Annotated in this window: 12 protein-coding genes and 1 riboswitch; of the genes, 10 read left to right on the top strand and 2 right to left on the bottom strand. The window is 46.6% G+C overall.

From position 1 onward, the window contains the following. Positions 1 to 59 precede the first annotated feature (59 nt). Entirely contained in the window at positions 60 to 2,012 is a 1,953-nt protein-coding gene (uvrC, locus tag MHH89_RS17190; RefSeq protein ID WP_282580007.1) for an excinuclease ABC subunit UvrC, read from the top strand. Between the two features lie 88 nt (positions 2,013 to 2,100). Here uvrC and MHH89_RS17185 read toward each other — a convergent pair whose 3' ends face one another. After that, complete coding sequence (locus MHH89_RS17185) at positions 2,101 to 3,777, bottom strand: CPBP family intramembrane glutamic endopeptidase (protein WP_341087684.1); 1,677 nt, start codon at positions 3,775 to 3,777, stop codon at positions 2,101 to 2,103. 322 nt (positions 3,778 to 4,099) lie between these two features. Beyond that, positions 4,100 to 4,277: riboswitch (cyclic di-AMP (ydaO/yuaA leader) on the top strand. A gap of 62 nt (positions 4,278 to 4,339) precedes the next feature. On the opposite strand from MHH89_RS17185, the gene MHH89_RS17180 reads away from it, so the two are divergent. Next, positions 4,340 to 5,698, top strand: a complete 1,359-nt coding sequence (locus MHH89_RS17180) for a TrkH family potassium uptake protein (RefSeq protein WP_254848997.1) — start codon at positions 4,340 to 4,342, stop codon at positions 5,696 to 5,698. A 13-nt stretch (positions 5,699 to 5,711) separates the two neighbouring features. Continuing rightward, entirely contained in the window at positions 5,712 to 6,383 is a 672-nt protein-coding gene (locus tag MHH89_RS17175) for a potassium channel family protein (RefSeq protein ID WP_036679808.1), read from the top strand. A gap of 537 nt (positions 6,384 to 6,920) precedes the next feature. Here MHH89_RS17175 and MHH89_RS17170 read toward each other — a convergent pair. Further along, complete coding sequence (locus MHH89_RS17170; protein ID WP_036679806.1) at positions 6,921 to 7,823, bottom strand: LysR family transcriptional regulator; 903 nt, start codon at positions 7,821 to 7,823, stop codon at positions 6,921 to 6,923. Between the two features lie 403 nt (positions 7,824 to 8,226). Here MHH89_RS17170 and MHH89_RS17165 point away from each other — a divergent pair, with 403 nt between their 5' ends. From MHH89_RS17165 to MHH89_RS17135, 7 genes are all read left to right on the top strand, one after another. After that, complete coding sequence (locus MHH89_RS17165; RefSeq protein ID WP_036679804.1) at positions 8,227 to 8,892, top strand: succinate dehydrogenase cytochrome b558 subunit; 666 nt, start codon at positions 8,227 to 8,229, stop codon at positions 8,890 to 8,892. A 45-nt stretch (positions 8,893 to 8,937) separates the two neighbouring features. Next, positions 8,938 to 10,680: a succinate dehydrogenase flavoprotein subunit gene (gene sdhA / locus MHH89_RS17160; RefSeq protein WP_076127961.1), complete on the top strand. Its 1,743-nt coding sequence runs from the start codon at positions 8,938 to 8,940 to the stop codon at positions 10,678 to 10,680. A gap of 75 nt (positions 10,681 to 10,755) precedes the next feature. Then, positions 10,756 to 11,520, top strand: coding sequence for a succinate dehydrogenase iron-sulfur subunit (sdhB, locus tag MHH89_RS17155; RefSeq protein WP_036679800.1), 765 nt, complete (start codon positions 10,756 to 10,758; stop codon positions 11,518 to 11,520). Positions 11,521 to 11,731: 211 nt separating this feature from the next. Further along, positions 11,732 to 12,523 (top strand): DUF3891 family protein, encoded by a 792-nt coding sequence (locus MHH89_RS17150; protein WP_341087679.1) that lies wholly within the window; start codon positions 11,732 to 11,734, stop codon positions 12,521 to 12,523. A gap of 57 nt (positions 12,524 to 12,580) precedes the next feature. Next, entirely contained in the window at positions 12,581 to 13,510 is a 930-nt protein-coding gene (locus MHH89_RS17145; protein WP_341087675.1) for a metallophosphoesterase, read from the top strand. A gap of 38 nt (positions 13,511 to 13,548) precedes the next feature. Further along, positions 13,549 to 14,091, top strand: coding sequence for a GNAT family N-acetyltransferase (locus MHH89_RS17140; protein ID WP_051491088.1), 543 nt, complete (start codon positions 13,549 to 13,551; stop codon positions 14,089 to 14,091). A 210-nt stretch (positions 14,092 to 14,301) separates the two neighbouring features. Then, positions 14,302 to 15,033, top strand: a complete 732-nt coding sequence (locus MHH89_RS17135; RefSeq protein WP_339191286.1) for an NADPH-dependent oxidoreductase — start codon at positions 14,302 to 14,304, stop codon at positions 15,031 to 15,033. The last annotated feature ends 117 nt before the right edge of the window (positions 15,034 to 15,150 follow it).

The following is a 15,150-nucleotide window of genomic DNA, read 5'->3' as shown; positions in this document are numbered from 1 at the left end:
GCGTTTTGTGTGCTGAATGCCAACTAATCATGGGTCCAATTTAGCTGGAGGGGATCATTTTGGACAATATCCGCAATAAACTGGCACTACTACCCGATCTGCCTGGCTGCTATCTGATGAAGAATCAGGAAGGCACTATTATTTATGTGGGCAAAGCGAAGGTACTTAAGAATCGGGTACGCTCTTATTTTACAGGCAGTCATAATGGTAAAACGCAGCGGCTTGTCGCTAATATTGCTGATTTTGAATACATCGTTACGTCCAGTAACATGGAAGCGCTCATTCTAGAGTGTAATCTGATTAAGAAACATATGCCGCGTTATAATGTGCTTTTGAAAGACGACAAGACGTTTCCTTATATAAAAATAACGAATGAAACTCACCCGCGCCTTGAGGTTACACGCCGGGTGATTAAAGATAAAGCAAAATATTTTGGCCCTTATCCTAATGCTTATGCTGCTCAGCAGACAAAAAAGCTCCTAGATCGTATGTACCCGCTTCGTAAATGTGGCGTGATGCCAAAGGAGGTCTGTCTTTACTATCACATGGGCCAGTGTTTGGCACCGTGTGAGAAGGAGGTTCAGAAATCCGAGTATGAGCAGATTACGCAGGACATCGCTGCTTTTCTAGGCGGAGGTCATGAGGCGGTTAAAAAGGATTTACAGCAAAAAATGCAGGAAGCTGCTGAGGAATTATATTTTGAGCGGGCGAAGGAACTGCGGGATCAGATTATCCATATCGATGCATTGATGGAGAAGCAGAAGATCAACACTACAGATACTAAGGACCGGGATGTATTTGGTTATGCTGTAGACAAGGGATGGATGTGTGTACAGATTCTGTACATGAGACAAGGGAAGATGATTCAGCGCCATTCCTCCGTGTTCCCGTTCTATGGTGAAGCCTACAGTGACTTTATGTCTTATGTGACGCAGTATTATAGTGATAATCCCGCTTTGCCGCAGGAGATCCTGCTGCCGGATGTGCTCGATGAGGAATCTCTGGCTAATAAAGAGACTAAACCCGAGATCGCCATAGCTGCTCCAGCAGAAGCGGATTTACAACAGGGTGAAGATACCCCTGAATCGGCTGAAGAGGCTGAGGCACGTGCGACGGCGGCGGAGGAAGCTGCGGCAGCTGGGATCGTGGATGCCGCTGGCGGCGCCTCCATTCTGCAGGAGTGGCTGGGCATTAAGGTGCTTGTGCCACAACGCGGTCTTAAGAAGCAGATGGTTGGCATGGCTTGCCAAAATGCAAGAGTGGCTATCGACGAGAAATTCCGGCTGATTGAACGGGATGAAGAGCGTACCTCTGGAGCAGCGATCAGCTTAGGCGAGAGCTTGGGGCTTGAACGCTTGAGCCGTATTGAGGCGTTCGATAACTCGAACATTCAGGGGACTAATCCGGTCTCAGCGATGGTTGTCTTCATTGATGGCAAGCCTGCACGAAAAGAGTACCGTAAATATAAGGTTCGTACGGTGGTGGGTGCGGATGATTATGGAACGATGCGCGAGGTCATTCGGCGGCGATATGAGCGGGTATTGAAGGAGAATCTTCCGATACCGGATCTTATCGTGGTCGATGGAGGGAAAGGGCAAATCTCCTCTGCTATTGATATTCTGGAGAATGAGCTGGGATTATTCATTCCGGTCTGCGGCCTTGTTAAGGATGATAAGCATAAGACGGCTCAGCTTTTGGTTGGAGATCCGCCAGAGCCTGTCGCGCTAGCCCGGGACAGTCAGGAATTTTACCTTTTGCAGCGGATTCAGGATGAGGTCCATAGGTTCGCGATCACCTTCCACCGTGAACAGCGCGGGAAGTCCATGGTTACCTCCAAGCTGGACTCTATACCTGGTATAGGTGAGAAGCGCCGTAAAGCGCTGCTAAAGCATTTCGGATCGCTTAAGAAAATTAAAGAAGCCTCCGTGGATGATTTCCGTACACTTTCTATTGGAGAAAAGCTGGCAAAACAAATTCTTGATGCGCTCAAGGATGAAGAGCCAACCTCATAGCAATGGTGACAAAAGAAAAAGGGTATCAAAGCAGCGACTAAAGCGGCTTTGATGCCCTTTTTTAATTTCATTACGTCTTCACATTAGTTTAAATCAAAGAAGAAGGCTCCACCGGCTTAGGCTTCTGTGGTGGATTAAATCGATAGACGATGTAAGCGACTATGAACGGCATAATAATCGCGAAGATACCCGCGCCTACATTTACGCTCTCCTTCATAAAGATCAGCGTAGCGCCCATCAGGATGCTGTCAAACACGACGTGGCTGAACATGACAGCAATAAACCCGTAACGAAGGAAAATATAGCTGAACAGCAGCCCGATTACAGTCAGCTCAATGGGACGGGAGCTGATGGGATAGATCGGATATAACGTATGGCCAAACGCCCAAACCAGCGTGGTGATCAAGCAAGCGATAAAAGTGTTCCGGAACACCTTTTTCAGCATAGGAATTCCGAAAAAGCGATAAATGGCTTCCTCAGATAAACCAGCGAGCCATGCGACGATAGGCAGAAGCCAAGCATATCTCATGTTATAAGGAGATTGGGTGGCGTCTGTAGTAGACCAATTGTGCAAGGTAAACGATAATATGATGAACATAACCGTCTGCACCCCTAGCAGAACGAAAGCCCAGATGTATCCAGCCCGGATACTGTCCAACACATATTGTCCATAGCCGGGCTCTTTGGCGCGGGGCCAAGGGTTCATGCCTTCCTCTTTTCGCCATAGGCCATTACCGCCCACTAAAGAGAAGTAGAGCAAGGAGGACATCAGCAGGCTGTACAAAGCATAAATGATAAACATAATGACAGAGGTAATCTGTGCTTCTAGCCCTTCGCCCGTTGATTCAGGAAGCATATTATAGGTGCTGATCATCATGATTACAAAATAGGCTGAGCTTAGGAATACTCCACGTTTAAAGGAAGTATGCTCTCTTCTAAGAATACTGTAGACGAGTGCCAGAATTCCTAAAATCAGTGTGGGTATACCGTAACCGAATAATGTTAGCTTTTCCGCTAAAGAGGTCTGTCCTTGTACGTAGGAGGTATGCCAAGCCGGTGCAGTGAATCCGGCATTAAAGCTGGATACCTGCTCTCCACTGAAATCAAAATAATAGTGCAATAAGGATTCGCCGACCTGAACAGTACTATCCGTATACACTAGCCCATGGCTTCCTGTATTGGATTCAATTTGTAGCTTGGCAGGATTTACTTCCCATTCTTGAAGCCAAGGACGAGCAAGATTCTCCTTCTGTGCTAGAGTGAGGTCAGCTCCCTTGTCCTCTTTTGCACCAACGGAAGCAATGCCTGGCCCCTCTTCGGAGACAACTTTTGCAGCCTTTGAGAAAGCGACAATCTTACCGGTATACATATTGAGGTCAACGATGATTTGCGGCTCTTGCTCCGCTGAAGGAGTAAGCGTTGCCCGAAAGACATCAAAAGGATATTTTTGATCCAATTTTTTCTTGGTGTAGTCCTCCACAAGCTTCTCGCGAGACATATAACCATAAAAGGAAGAGTCCGTCTGGTAAAGTACATTCCATTGATCGTTTGGTGCTTCGGTGTAGTTGAGCTTTTGTTCTGCGAATAATATGGCTTGGTCACGGGCTTCTGCCTTGCTAATGACGGTGGTATCTTCACCTGTAGGGCTACTAAGCAGTGAAGGGGAAATCTGAAACATAATAAATAGAATAAGACCGATAATGCCCGAGATGATGAGCCTCTTGGAGAGGGCACGTTGCTGTAAGGGCTGGCCGACGGGATTCATGTAACGCCTCCTTGTTATGTACTGTGACAATGTTATGTTCCATTATAGTATTAGTGCCTGGTTGGTTACAAAAAACATTATATGTTCTTTTTATGGGTAATAGAGATAGTATAGAATAGTCATGTGAATTTATACCATGAATTTTATCGTGTTCATTTCTGCACGAATGATGAGAATCGGTGTAATTGCAGGGAAAACACGGAAAAGTGATGAGAAAAGGCACTCCTTTTGATGCAGTCTCTTTAAACCGCATTTTTTCATGTGAATGAGCATTAATTGTGTCTTTGTGAATTCACTAAATAACGTATATAATTTGTATGCAATTGTATAGTAGCCGAATTTCTGGTGAAAACGGGGGAACCATAAGAAGTGATGAAAAGTGGAGTGTACACGATAAATGGCACTTTCATCAGGGGTGAATTTCGTTCTGGGAACGAATAGGGCAGCCTGCACAGTCCGAATCCGACAGCTAACCTCGTAGGCTAATTTACTGCAGGAACCAAGTCAGCATTGGTTTTCCAGTGCTTTTTTTGTTGGAATTTTTGATAAGAAGGTGAGCAAAGTGGCTTCACAGTTTCGCAGGATTTCTGAATTTAAGTTTCTGAAGCTCTCGCCGCCGCAGATACTGGTGCTTGGTTTTGCATCGATCATTCTGATAGGGGCCCTGCTGCTTATGCTGCCCATCTCAAGCACAAGCGGGAATTCCGTGGAATTTATTGATGCATTATTTACTTCAACGTCGGCAACCTGTGTTACAGGGCTTGTTGTGCTGGATACCGGAACTTCGTTCACCATTTTTGGGAAAACCGTAATTATGATCCTGATCCAGATCGGCGGCTTAGGTTTTATGACCATGGCCACTCTATTTTCACTGGTGTTAAAGCGTAAAATATCTTTGCGGGACAGGCTAATCCTACAGGAAGCCATGAATCAAGGCTCTATGGAAGGAATTGTGCGACTGATCCGGAGAGTCCTCATATATTCTCTTGTCATAGAAGGCTGTGCCGCTGTGCTGCTGTCTATTCGCTGGGCTTTTGATATGCCGTTGGGAAAAGCGATTTATTATGGCATATTTCATGCGGTGTCTATGTTTAATAATGCGGGGTTCGATATTTTTGGGGATTTTCGCAGTTTAACTGATTATGTATATGATCCGCTTGTGAATATTATTGTAATGTTTCTGATTGTCTCCGGGGGGATTGGTTTTATTGTAATGTCAGATCTGGTGGAGTTTCGGGTAACCCGCAGGCTGTCTCTACATAGTAAAGTTGTCCTGTCCACCAGCACAGGGCTGATTCTGATCGGAGCTTTGGTTATTTTTATATTTGAGTTTACTAACACTCGTACCCTGGGTTCACTGAATTTCGGCGGTAAAATATTATCGGCCTTCTTTCAATCCGTGTCTCCCCGTACGGCTGGCGCGAACACAGTAGATATTGCTGGACTTCGGCAGGCTACACAATTTTTTATAGTGATTCTTATGTTTATTGGTGCTTCTCCGGGCTCAACGGGCGGCGGGATCAAGACAACAACCTTTACAATGATGATTGGTGCTGTAATTGCTATGCTGCGTGGACGGGAAGATGTTGTGTTGTTCCGTTATCGGCTGGCTCAAGAGCGCATCTACAAGGCATTAACGATCACGCTGCTGGCTTTGTTGTTAATCGCCTCTGTGTCGATGATACTCTCCACAACTGAAGACAGTAATTTCTTGGCAATCTTGTTTGAGACGACCTCCGCCTTTGCTACGGTAGGACTGACTATGGGGCTAACTCCGGAACTGTCAGCGATCGGTAAGGTTCTACTCTGTCTGACGATGTTTGCAGGTCGGCTAGGTCCACTAACCTTAGCGTATGCACTCGGTCCCAAACAGGGTAAACCACTGTATAAGTATCCGGAAGGTAAAATAATTATTGGATAGGAGTTAATTAGAAATGAAAGCACAGCAATTTGTAGTAATCGGCTTAGGTCGCTTCGGTTCAAGCCTGGCGCTTGAGCTGATGGAAATGGGCTACGAGGTGCTCGGCATTGACCACCATGAAGAACGCGTGGAGGAAATGAGCGATCAGCTGACGCATACGGTAGTAGCAGATGCTACAGATGAGGGAATTATGCGCTCGCTTGGTGTACGGAACTTTGATTGTGGGATTGTTGCGATTGGTGACAATATGGAGAGAAGCATTCTGGCGGCCATTTTGTTGAAGGAGATTGGAGTCAAGCAAGTGGTGGCTAAGGCAATCTCTATCCTTCATGGCCGCGCACTGTCGCGGCTGGGGGTTGATCGGGTTATTTTTCCGGAGCGGGATATGGGGATTCGTGTGGCACATCAGCTGGTGACGCCCAATTTGCTGGATTATATTGAACTGTCCAAGGATTATAAAATTGTCGAGCTGACCGTACCGTCCTGCATGAACGGCAGAAGCTTGTCTGATTTAAATACAAGAGCTAAATATGGCTGCAGTATTGTTGCCCTAAATAGGGAAAGCGGAATAATCGTCGCTCCAACTGCCCATGATTATTTAAGTGAAGGCGATGTTATGGTACTCATTGGTCCTAATGAAAGTATTGACCGTTTTGAGAGTGAAGTTGTGAACCAAGAATCATAGGAAAAGAAGCTGACTCAAAAGTAGTGAATTCTACTTGGGGGCAGCTTCTTTTTTATGGAGTAAAGAGTAGGAAACGTATTGGATTTTAATATGCCATATGACTATGGACCATGCGTAGTGTTCTATAATGTTGGTTTGGTCGGTGCGCGACTTGCTAGGTGTGGTTATCGTACGGCTTGCAATTAGATGATTTGTGGTATCTGTGACGGTGAAATATGTGTGGCGAAAAGCGATATGTGTTCTTTGTTTGTGCGATGTACAGAGTGGGTTTTAAACTAGTTGGGGAAAAACTCCCTGAAAATAGCCGCTATTCGCTCTAAATGAACGACATTAGGGAATTCCTCCCTAATAAACAGAGGGATTCCTTAATTAGTTACTGAATCGGCCGAAAATTAGGGAAGTTTTCCCTAATTTTAAGTCTGCTGAACAGAAATCTCTGAACTTCAGGGAGAAATTCCCTAATTACGCTATAAGTACTTCACTTATTGCCTCATTTGGAGATCACTAGGTGCGCCCCTTGATTCATTTGGTCCGGCTTTACTGCTCGCGTTCTGTCAGAAACATCTCTTCGGTAACTTGCACCAGACTGCGAGCCGCCGTGCTCATGCTTCCATCGTCACGGTAGATCAGGCAGGTGGTCCGTTGAGTTTGCTCCAGCTCCTTGATATGTAAGGACACCAGCCCGCCGCCGTTCAGCAGTTCTGGACGCAGATAAGACTTTGGCAGTAACGCAGCCGCTTTGACGGTCGGAAGCAGCCGTACGATGGCTTCGAAGGAGTCAATCTCCATGCGCACATCGGGATCAATCCCGCAGCGCTGGAATAGATCGTCCGTCAGACGCCGGTACCAGGTCCCCTTTGAGAAGAGAATCATAGGCAGCCGGGATAGATTATCCATGGTTAGCTTGGAAGATAAATTTAAAGGATGCTGCTCTGAGACGACTAGTCGCAGTTGATCCTCAAATAGAGAAATGCAGCGCAACCCGGGTTCTTGAATAGAGGAAGCGATCAGACCTACATCTGATTTTCCCTCACTAACTGAGGATACGATCTCATGCGTTCGGCCAGTGATCAGCTTCAGCTCTGCGGTCGGATATTTGTCCATATAAGCGTTTACCAGCGGCGGAAGCGTGGTCTGCAGGGAGGTAAGACTAGCCCCCAAGGTGACAAGCCTTGGCTCCCCCTCTTTGAATTTGGAAAGAGCCTCCAGAAACTTCGAACGCTGCTGCCGTTGTTCAAGCGCATAGGAATAAGTGAGACGCCCAACCTCGGTTAACTCCAGTCGTTTGCCATAACGATTAAACAGTGCGACCCCCAGACGTTCCTCGAGTTTAGAAATTTTGCGAGACAAGGCGGGCTGGGATAGATTGAGCTGGCGTGAGGCCCGGTTTAAGCTGGAATGTTCCACAACTGCTGCAAAAACATCTAAATCGTCAAACATAATTGAGTTCCTCTCCTAATGCGATGTACGATCAGTAGTGATGAAATTCATAGCCGTAAGAGTAACTGTTCTTATTACATAAGGAAAATCAGGTTATGTCGGAAAATGTTGTTTTGCTAAATGAGAATTATTATCATATAAAATCTATTCTTATGCGTTTATTGTATAACGTTTAATAATTAGATTGCAATTCCCTTATAAGCGAAAAAAGAGTAACATGAAAAGTGACACAAGATATTCACATTTTGTGAAAAATAAAACTAAGTCCGGTAAACTCTAGGATAACGGTAAATTAAGGAATTATTGTCATTGGATTGTCAACGTTATCCTGTGTCAAATGTAGTTCCGGCGGTGAATACCCATTAATGAAAACGCTGTTTTAATCGGAAAGGGGTTACTTTGTATGAAAGGATTTTATTCCAGAAAGATTCATTCCTTGCTAGGCGTTATCCCACTTGGAGCCTTCTTCATTGAGCACATGATGACGAATTTTGCGGCTGTAGAGGGTGGCGCTTCCGGTTTCACTGACAGCGTGTTATGGCTGAACAGCCTGCCGCTCGTCTTCTTCCTGGAATTGTTCGGTATATGGCTTCCTCTGCTGTACCATGGGGTATACGGACTTTATATTGCGTATCAATCCAAGCCGAACTTGAACCGTTTCAACATTGAAAGAAACTGGCGTTATACCCTGCAACGGATTACAGGTATTGTTACCTTCATCTTTATCGTCTGGCACTTGTTCCAAACACGGGTTCAGGTGGCGGTGGGTAATGTGGAGCACGAAGAATTAGGCGGTCTGATGCATGATATCGTGACTCAGCCACTTCTGCTGACACTGTATATTATCGGTATCGTTGCTGCATGCTTCCACTTCTCGAACGGTCTCTGGTCTTTCTTGATCAGCTGGGGAATTACCGTTGGTCCACGTGCACAGCGGGTATCTTCTTACCTCTGTCTTGGCATATTTGTATTAGTAACTTTCATGTTCCTGATTTCGCTGGTTACTTTCCGTGACAGTGAATTTCAAACTGCAGCAACCATTGCCCAGTCCATAAAGACCTTCATTTAATTTAAGAATCCTTTCTGATATTTTCGATAAAAGGAGTGAACTATCATGGCAACATCCGATATCATTATCGTGGGCGGCGGCCTGGCCGGCCTGATGGCTACCATCAAGGCAGCGGAAGCCGGTGCGCATGTCCATTTATTCTCATTAGTTCCTGTAAAAAGATCACACTCCGTATGTGCGCAAGGCGGCATCAATGGCGCTGTAAATACCAAAGGTGAGGGCGACTCCCCTTGGGAGCATTTTGACGACACCGTCTATGGCGGTGACTTTTTGGCGAATCAGCCGCCGGTTAAGGCGATGTGTGAAGCTGCGCCAGGTATTATTCACCTTATGGACCGGATGGGCGTTATGTTCAACCGCACACCGGAAGGTCTGCTCGACTTCCGTCGTTTCGGCGGAACGAAGCGGCACCGTACAGCTTTTGCCGGCGCGACTACAGGCCAACAGCTGCTGTACGCGTTGGATGAGCAGGTGCGCCGCTGGGAAGCTGAAGGTCTCGTAACTAAACGCGAGAACTGGGAGTTCCTTTCAGCTATCATCGACGACGAAGGTGTATGCCGCGGCATCAGTGCCCAGAATCTTAAGACGATGGAGATTGAGACTTTTCCTGCGGATGCTGTTATTTTAGCAAGCGGCGGGCCGGGTATTATTTTTGGCAAAACAACGAACTCCGTTATTAATACAGGGACAGCCGCAAGTGCGGTGTACCAACAGGGCGTACATTATGCCAATGGAGAATTTATCCAGATTCACCCAACGGCTATTCCGGGAGATGACAAGCTCCGCCTGATGTCGGAATCGGCACGTGGCGAGGGCGGCCGTATCTGGACTTATAAAGACGGGAAACCGTGGTATTTCCTCGAAGAAAAATATCCGTCCTACGGTAACTTGGTGCCGCGCGATATTGCTACACGTGAAATTTTTAATGTGTGTGTGGATCAAGGGCTGGGCATTAATGGCGAGAACATGGTGTATTTGGACCTCTCTCACAAGGATCCGAAAGAGCTGGACGTGAAGCTTGGCGGGATTATTGAAATTTACGAAAAATTCATGGGGGATGATCCCCGTAAAATACCAATGAAGATCTTCCCGGCTGTGCACTATTCTATGGGCGGCATGTGGGTTGATTACAATCAAATGACGAACGTTCCGGGTCTTTTTGCAGCCGGAGAATGTGAATATCAATATCACGGAGCGAACCGTCTAGGCGCCAACTCTCTGGTATCTGCTATTTACGGCGGTATGGTCGCAGGACCAAAGGCTGTTGAATACATTAAAGGCCTGAAGAAATCATCGCAGGATATCTCTTCTTCCGTATTCGATAGCTTCCACAAAAAGCAAACGGACAAATATGAGTCTCTATTGGCAATGTCAGGGACAGAGAATGCTTATGTGATCCACAAGGAACTGGGCGAATGGATGACCGCTAATATGACCGTGGTGCGGCACAATCCGAAGCTGGAAGCGACTATTGGCAAAATCAAAGAGCTTAAGGAGCGTTATCGCAAGATCAATATGAATGATGCATCGCGCTGGAATAACCAAGGTGTGGCCTTCACTCGCCAGCTCTGGAATATGCTGGAGCTGTCCGAAGCGATGACACTTGGGGCGCTTATGCGGAATGAGAGCCGTGGTGCACATTACAAACCGGAATTCCCGAATCGTAATGATGAGGAGTTCTTGAAGACCACAAAAGCAGCCTGGACTGCAGAGGGTCCACAAATCTCCTACGACGAAGTGGATGTCTCGCTGATTCCTCCACGGGTACGCGATTATTCGAAGGATTAACGCTTTCCAGAAACAGAATAGCTTGCGAGGCAAGCTTCATGAAATAAAATCAGGCAATTTTAGGAGGGAACCATTATGGCGGAAACAGCTGCAGCTCCCAAAAACGTAAAGTTTATCATCACCCGCCAGGACGATCCACAAAGTTCATCGTATGTCGAGGAATTTGAACTTCCTTATCGTCCAGGTATGAATGTGATCAGTGCTTTGATGGAAATTCAGCGTAACCCTGTGAATGCCAAAGGTGACAGCACAGTTCCCGTATGCTGGGATTCCAACTGTTTAGAAGAAGTGTGCGGAGCTTGCTCCATGGTGATTAATGGCAAACCCCGCCAAGCCTGCGCTGCACTTATAGACAATCTGGAGCAGCCTGTACGAATTGAGCCTATGAAGACATTTCCGGTGGTGCGTGACTTAGTCATTGACCGTACCCGGATGTTCAATGCACTAAAAAGGGTGAAAGCATGGATTCCGATTGACGGTACGTACGATCTTGGACCGGGACCGCGGATGCCGGAGAAAAAACGGCAGTGGGCCTATGAATTATCCAAATGTATGACCTGTGGCGTATGTTTGGAGGCTTGCCCGAATGTCAACGAAAAGACGGATTTCATCGGACCGGCAGCCATTTCTCAAGTACGTCTGTTCAATGCTCATCCTACAGGTGAAATGAACGCTGACGAAAGATTGGATGCTCTGATGGAGGATGGCGGGATCGATGGCTGTGGTAACTCACAGAACTGTGTACGCGCTTGTCCAAAGGGAATACCTCTTACGACATCCATTGCAGAAATTAACAAGCAAACAACGAAGCATATGTTCAAACGTTGGTTAGGTGTGTAATTAATAGTACCGCCAAATGTTTATCTATTGAGCTATCCTCAAAGTGGATTCCATTCGCTGGGGGGTAGCTTTTTTTATGTTGTTATGACTCTCTTATCTGCTTGTGGCGGGAAAGTCTTGCAGGGCTGGAGCAGGTTCAGAACATTGACCAATTTATGCTATAATATCCATTGTTAACGTAATGTTAGCTGTGGAACAAGGAGGAATAATCGTGATTTGTCGGGAGCAAGATGGAGCAATTGTAATGGTTAAGCAGCATGATCACGGGAAACTTGCCGGAGAGCTGGCCATTGGGTTCAAAGAGCAGCATGTGCCAACTGAAGGACGCCGGGAAGAGGTACTGTGGGCAGTAGCACAGCATGATAGGGGCTGGATTGATCTGGATGAGACCCCTTTCTGGAATGATGCGGAGCAAGCACCCTACACCTTTATTGATTTTCCTGTAGTGCCTAAGTTGACCTTTTATAAGCGTGGATTAGATGAGATCGAGGAACACACACCGTACGGAGCGTTGCTGTGCAGCTTGCATTTTGAACGGCTTATTAAGATAGCGGGACTCGATTATCCAGAACTTACTTTATATCAAGAAAATGAAGAGGAACGCAGAGCACGTATCCATCGGGAACTTGAAGCTTCTAAGCCTATTGGGGAAGATGAGCTGTATTATGATGCCCGCCTTTTAGAATTCTGCGATGATCTGTCCTTGTATTTGGCCTTAAATGAGCCGGGGTGTCCGAAATCAGAGGAGCATCCATGGTGGCGTGAAGGGTTCTCAGGTACTGAAGATTTCAGTTTTACGTCAGGTCGTGTTATCACAGCGGAGTGGCAGGATAAGTCAACGTTAATGCTTGAACCGTTTCCTTTTGAAAAAACGCTGGAAGTAGCATTTATGCTGAGACGAGTTGAAAAATCAGAAATCGCAAAAAAAGGGATTGCACGCGCTTACAGCGAAACTCCGGAAGAAGAATGCCGGATTGTTCTAACTGCCCGGAATAATATATAAGTTATTATTTGGACCATCTGTTTTTCGGGGAAAAGGTAAAGAAAGGAGAATCTCCCTATGAAGATACAATCGTCTGGGGCTTCTCCCAATAAGAATGGCGATAAGATCCACAAGGACACCTCTAAGGGGCATTCTGGTGGTGAGTCTACAATTACCCGCCGGCAGTTCCTGACTCGGGGTGCGGCTGCTGTAATCGGCGCAGGATTGCTTACAAGCGGATATGCATGGCAGGGGGAGCCAAACTGGATTGAGGTCACTAAGCTGGACTTGCGCTTCAAGGAGCTTCCTTCCGCTTTTTCAGGGATGAAGCTTGTTCATTTCAGTGATACGCATCTCGGATTTAATAAGGATGCCAGGGATCTCGCCCGGCTCGCTAAACATATAAGTAAAGCTGAACCGGATCTTATTTGCTTCACGGGTGACATTGTGGACAGCGATCCTGAGGATCTTGTTGAAGCCGTACCGGTGCTGGCAGCGTTAAGTGCGCCATTGGGTAAATTTGCGATATTAGGCAATCATGATTACAAGAATACCCAGCTGGTTACCGAGCTGCTGGAGTCTGCGGGCTTCCGGGTGCTAAGGAATAGATCCTACCTTCTAAAAAGAGGCGGGGCAGTCATGGCGGTTACGGGTCTGGATGATCTGTTACACGGTAAACCCGACCCAGCGAAAGCAATTACTGGTGTTCCTGAAGGAACCTTTAACGTTCTTTTGATGCATGAGCCGGATTATGCGGATACCGCACAGGCCTATTCATTTGATCTACAGCTTTCCGGGCACAGTCATGGCGGACAAATTCGCCTGCCCTTTATAGGTGCGCCATTTACACCTTATGGATCGCTTAAATACATAAATGGATTGTATTATACAGAAGACAAAGCCATGCCTGTGTATGTGAATAGAGGGTTTGGAGAGACATACATGCCTTTTCGGTTATTGTGTAGGCCAGAATTAACGGTTCTGACGCTGCATCGGTCCATGAGCTGATTAGGCTGGAATTTTAGCTGCACGGAAGGGGAGAGAAGATGAGCACCTATGGAGCAGTGTTGTTAGAGACACAACATGGTTTAGCGGTAGATCTGAGGCTGATCATGCCTGAGGATGTTTTAGCTTTGCGGCAGCTGCTCTCCCATCCAGATGTGCAGCGCCATATTCTAGTACGCTCCGGCCCTGGATCAGCATCTGCCCAGGTGGAGAAGCTGGTAAACCGGATGTTATTTGCCTTCGATCCTTGTGCGCTGCATGCCGGGATCTATTTAAAGGGGCAGCAGCGGTTGATCGGTATAGTGGCTTTGCAGAATTGGAACCGCCGTGAGGGCACAGCTACCTTAGGATATATGCTGGACCCGGCATGGTGGGGATGCGGGCTGGCGACGGAGGCCGTGGGTTTGTTTTTGAACTATAGTGTTCATACCCTTGGGATAACAAGGATCGAAGGACGCTGCACAGGAGATAATATTAGATCGGAACGTGTGATGCTCAAGAACGGTATGAAGCTGGAGCGGGTGATGCCCAAAGTCGGCTCCTTGGACGATGTAATGAAAGTATTCACATTGTTACACAAATGAAATAATGCCGTTATCAAACTCTAACAGTGTGCGGTTAAACTAAGTACATGACCCCCTTTTAAAAATATACTGCTTTGGGACCCGATGATTCGGGTCCATTTTTTTTGTTTGAAAAGAGTAGCGTAAGTGATTGGCAGTACCGAATCCGATCGTTTATGATTAACATACTATGGAGTGGAATGACCAAGGAGGCGTAACATTTTGAATGAAGTGGTACAAACATTAAAAAATCATCGTTCTTTCCGGCAATATTCAGACCAGCCTGTGGAGCCAGAGAAGCTACAATCAATGATTGAATCGGCTCAAGCCGCACCGTCATGGGTTCATGGACAGCAGGTATCGATAATCGCCATCAAAGATCCTGCGCGTAAGCAGCAGCTTTCAGTTTTGTGCGGAAATCAGAAGCATGTAGCGGCAGCACCGGTTTTTTTGGTGTTTTGCATGGATTTTTATAGAGCTAAAGTAGCTAGTGAGCTGGAAGGCAAGTCTTTTGAAGCCGTAAAAGATGTGGATGCGCTTTTGGTTGGAGCTACAGATGTGGGAATCTCATTGTCTAACGCGATTGCAGCGGCGGAATCCATGGGACTGGGCATCATTCCTATTGGGGGTGTGCGCCGCAACACAGCGGGTGTGATTGAACTGCTGAAGCTGCCGGAGTACGTATTCCCTGTCGTCGGTCTCTGCGTGGGATACCCAGCGGAGGAGGTTTCTCAGAAGCCGCGGCTGCCGCTGGAAGCTATATTTCATGAGGAGCAATACAATCCGGATGTACAAGGCCTCCTGGAGGCATATAATCAAACCCACCGTGAATACTTGCAGCAGCAGGGGATGACGGAGAGAGACTGGACCAGTACGATTGCTCATTTTTATGAGATTAACCCGGAATATGGAGATGCGAAACGTACGCTGAAACAACAAGGTTTTAGCTGTGATAATCTGTAAATAAACAAAATAATGCACCAAGCTGAGATTGGTTTAACGGAGGGTGAACCCTGCCCCTAAACCAATAACGCTTGGTGCATTATTTAATTTCTCGCTTTAACGCTTACCGTCCTTATA

It is taken from the genome of Paenibacillus sp. FSL H7-0323 (assembly GCF_038002725.1).
GTDB classification, from domain to species: domain Bacteria; phylum Bacillota; class Bacilli; order Paenibacillales; family Paenibacillaceae; genus Paenibacillus_AQ; species Paenibacillus_AQ odorifer.
The sequence above is the reverse complement of the archived record's forward strand: the minus strand, read 5'-3'. Positions and strand labels throughout refer to the sequence as shown.

Bases quoted from the DNA above. Each gene is read 5' to 3' on its own strand.
- MHH89_RS17165 (WP_036679804.1), top strand. From the start codon at position 8,227: ATGAAAGGATTTTATTCCAGAAAGATTCATTCCTTGCTAGGCGTTATC.
- MHH89_RS17140 (WP_051491088.1), top strand. From the start codon at position 13,549: ATGAGCACCTATGGAGCAGTGTTGTTAGAGACACAACATGGTTTAGCG.
- MHH89_RS17175 (WP_036679808.1), top strand. From the start codon at position 5,712: ATGAAAGCACAGCAATTTGTAGTAATCGGCTTAGGTCGCTTCGGTTCA.
- MHH89_RS17170 (WP_036679806.1), bottom strand. From the start codon at position 7,823: ATGTTTGACGATTTAGATGTTTTTGCAGCAGTTGTGGAACATTCCAGC.
- sdhA (WP_076127961.1), top strand. From the start codon at position 8,938: ATGGCAACATCCGATATCATTATCGTGGGCGGCGGCCTGGCCGGCCTG.
- MHH89_RS17185 (WP_341087684.1), bottom strand. From the start codon at position 3,777: ATGAATCCCGTCGGCCAGCCCTTACAGCAACGTGCCCTCTCCAAGAGG.
- MHH89_RS17145 (WP_341087675.1), top strand. From the start codon at position 12,581: ATGAAGATACAATCGTCTGGGGCTTCTCCCAATAAGAATGGCGATAAG.
- sdhB (WP_036679800.1), top strand. From the start codon at position 10,756: ATGGCGGAAACAGCTGCAGCTCCCAAAAACGTAAAGTTTATCATCACC.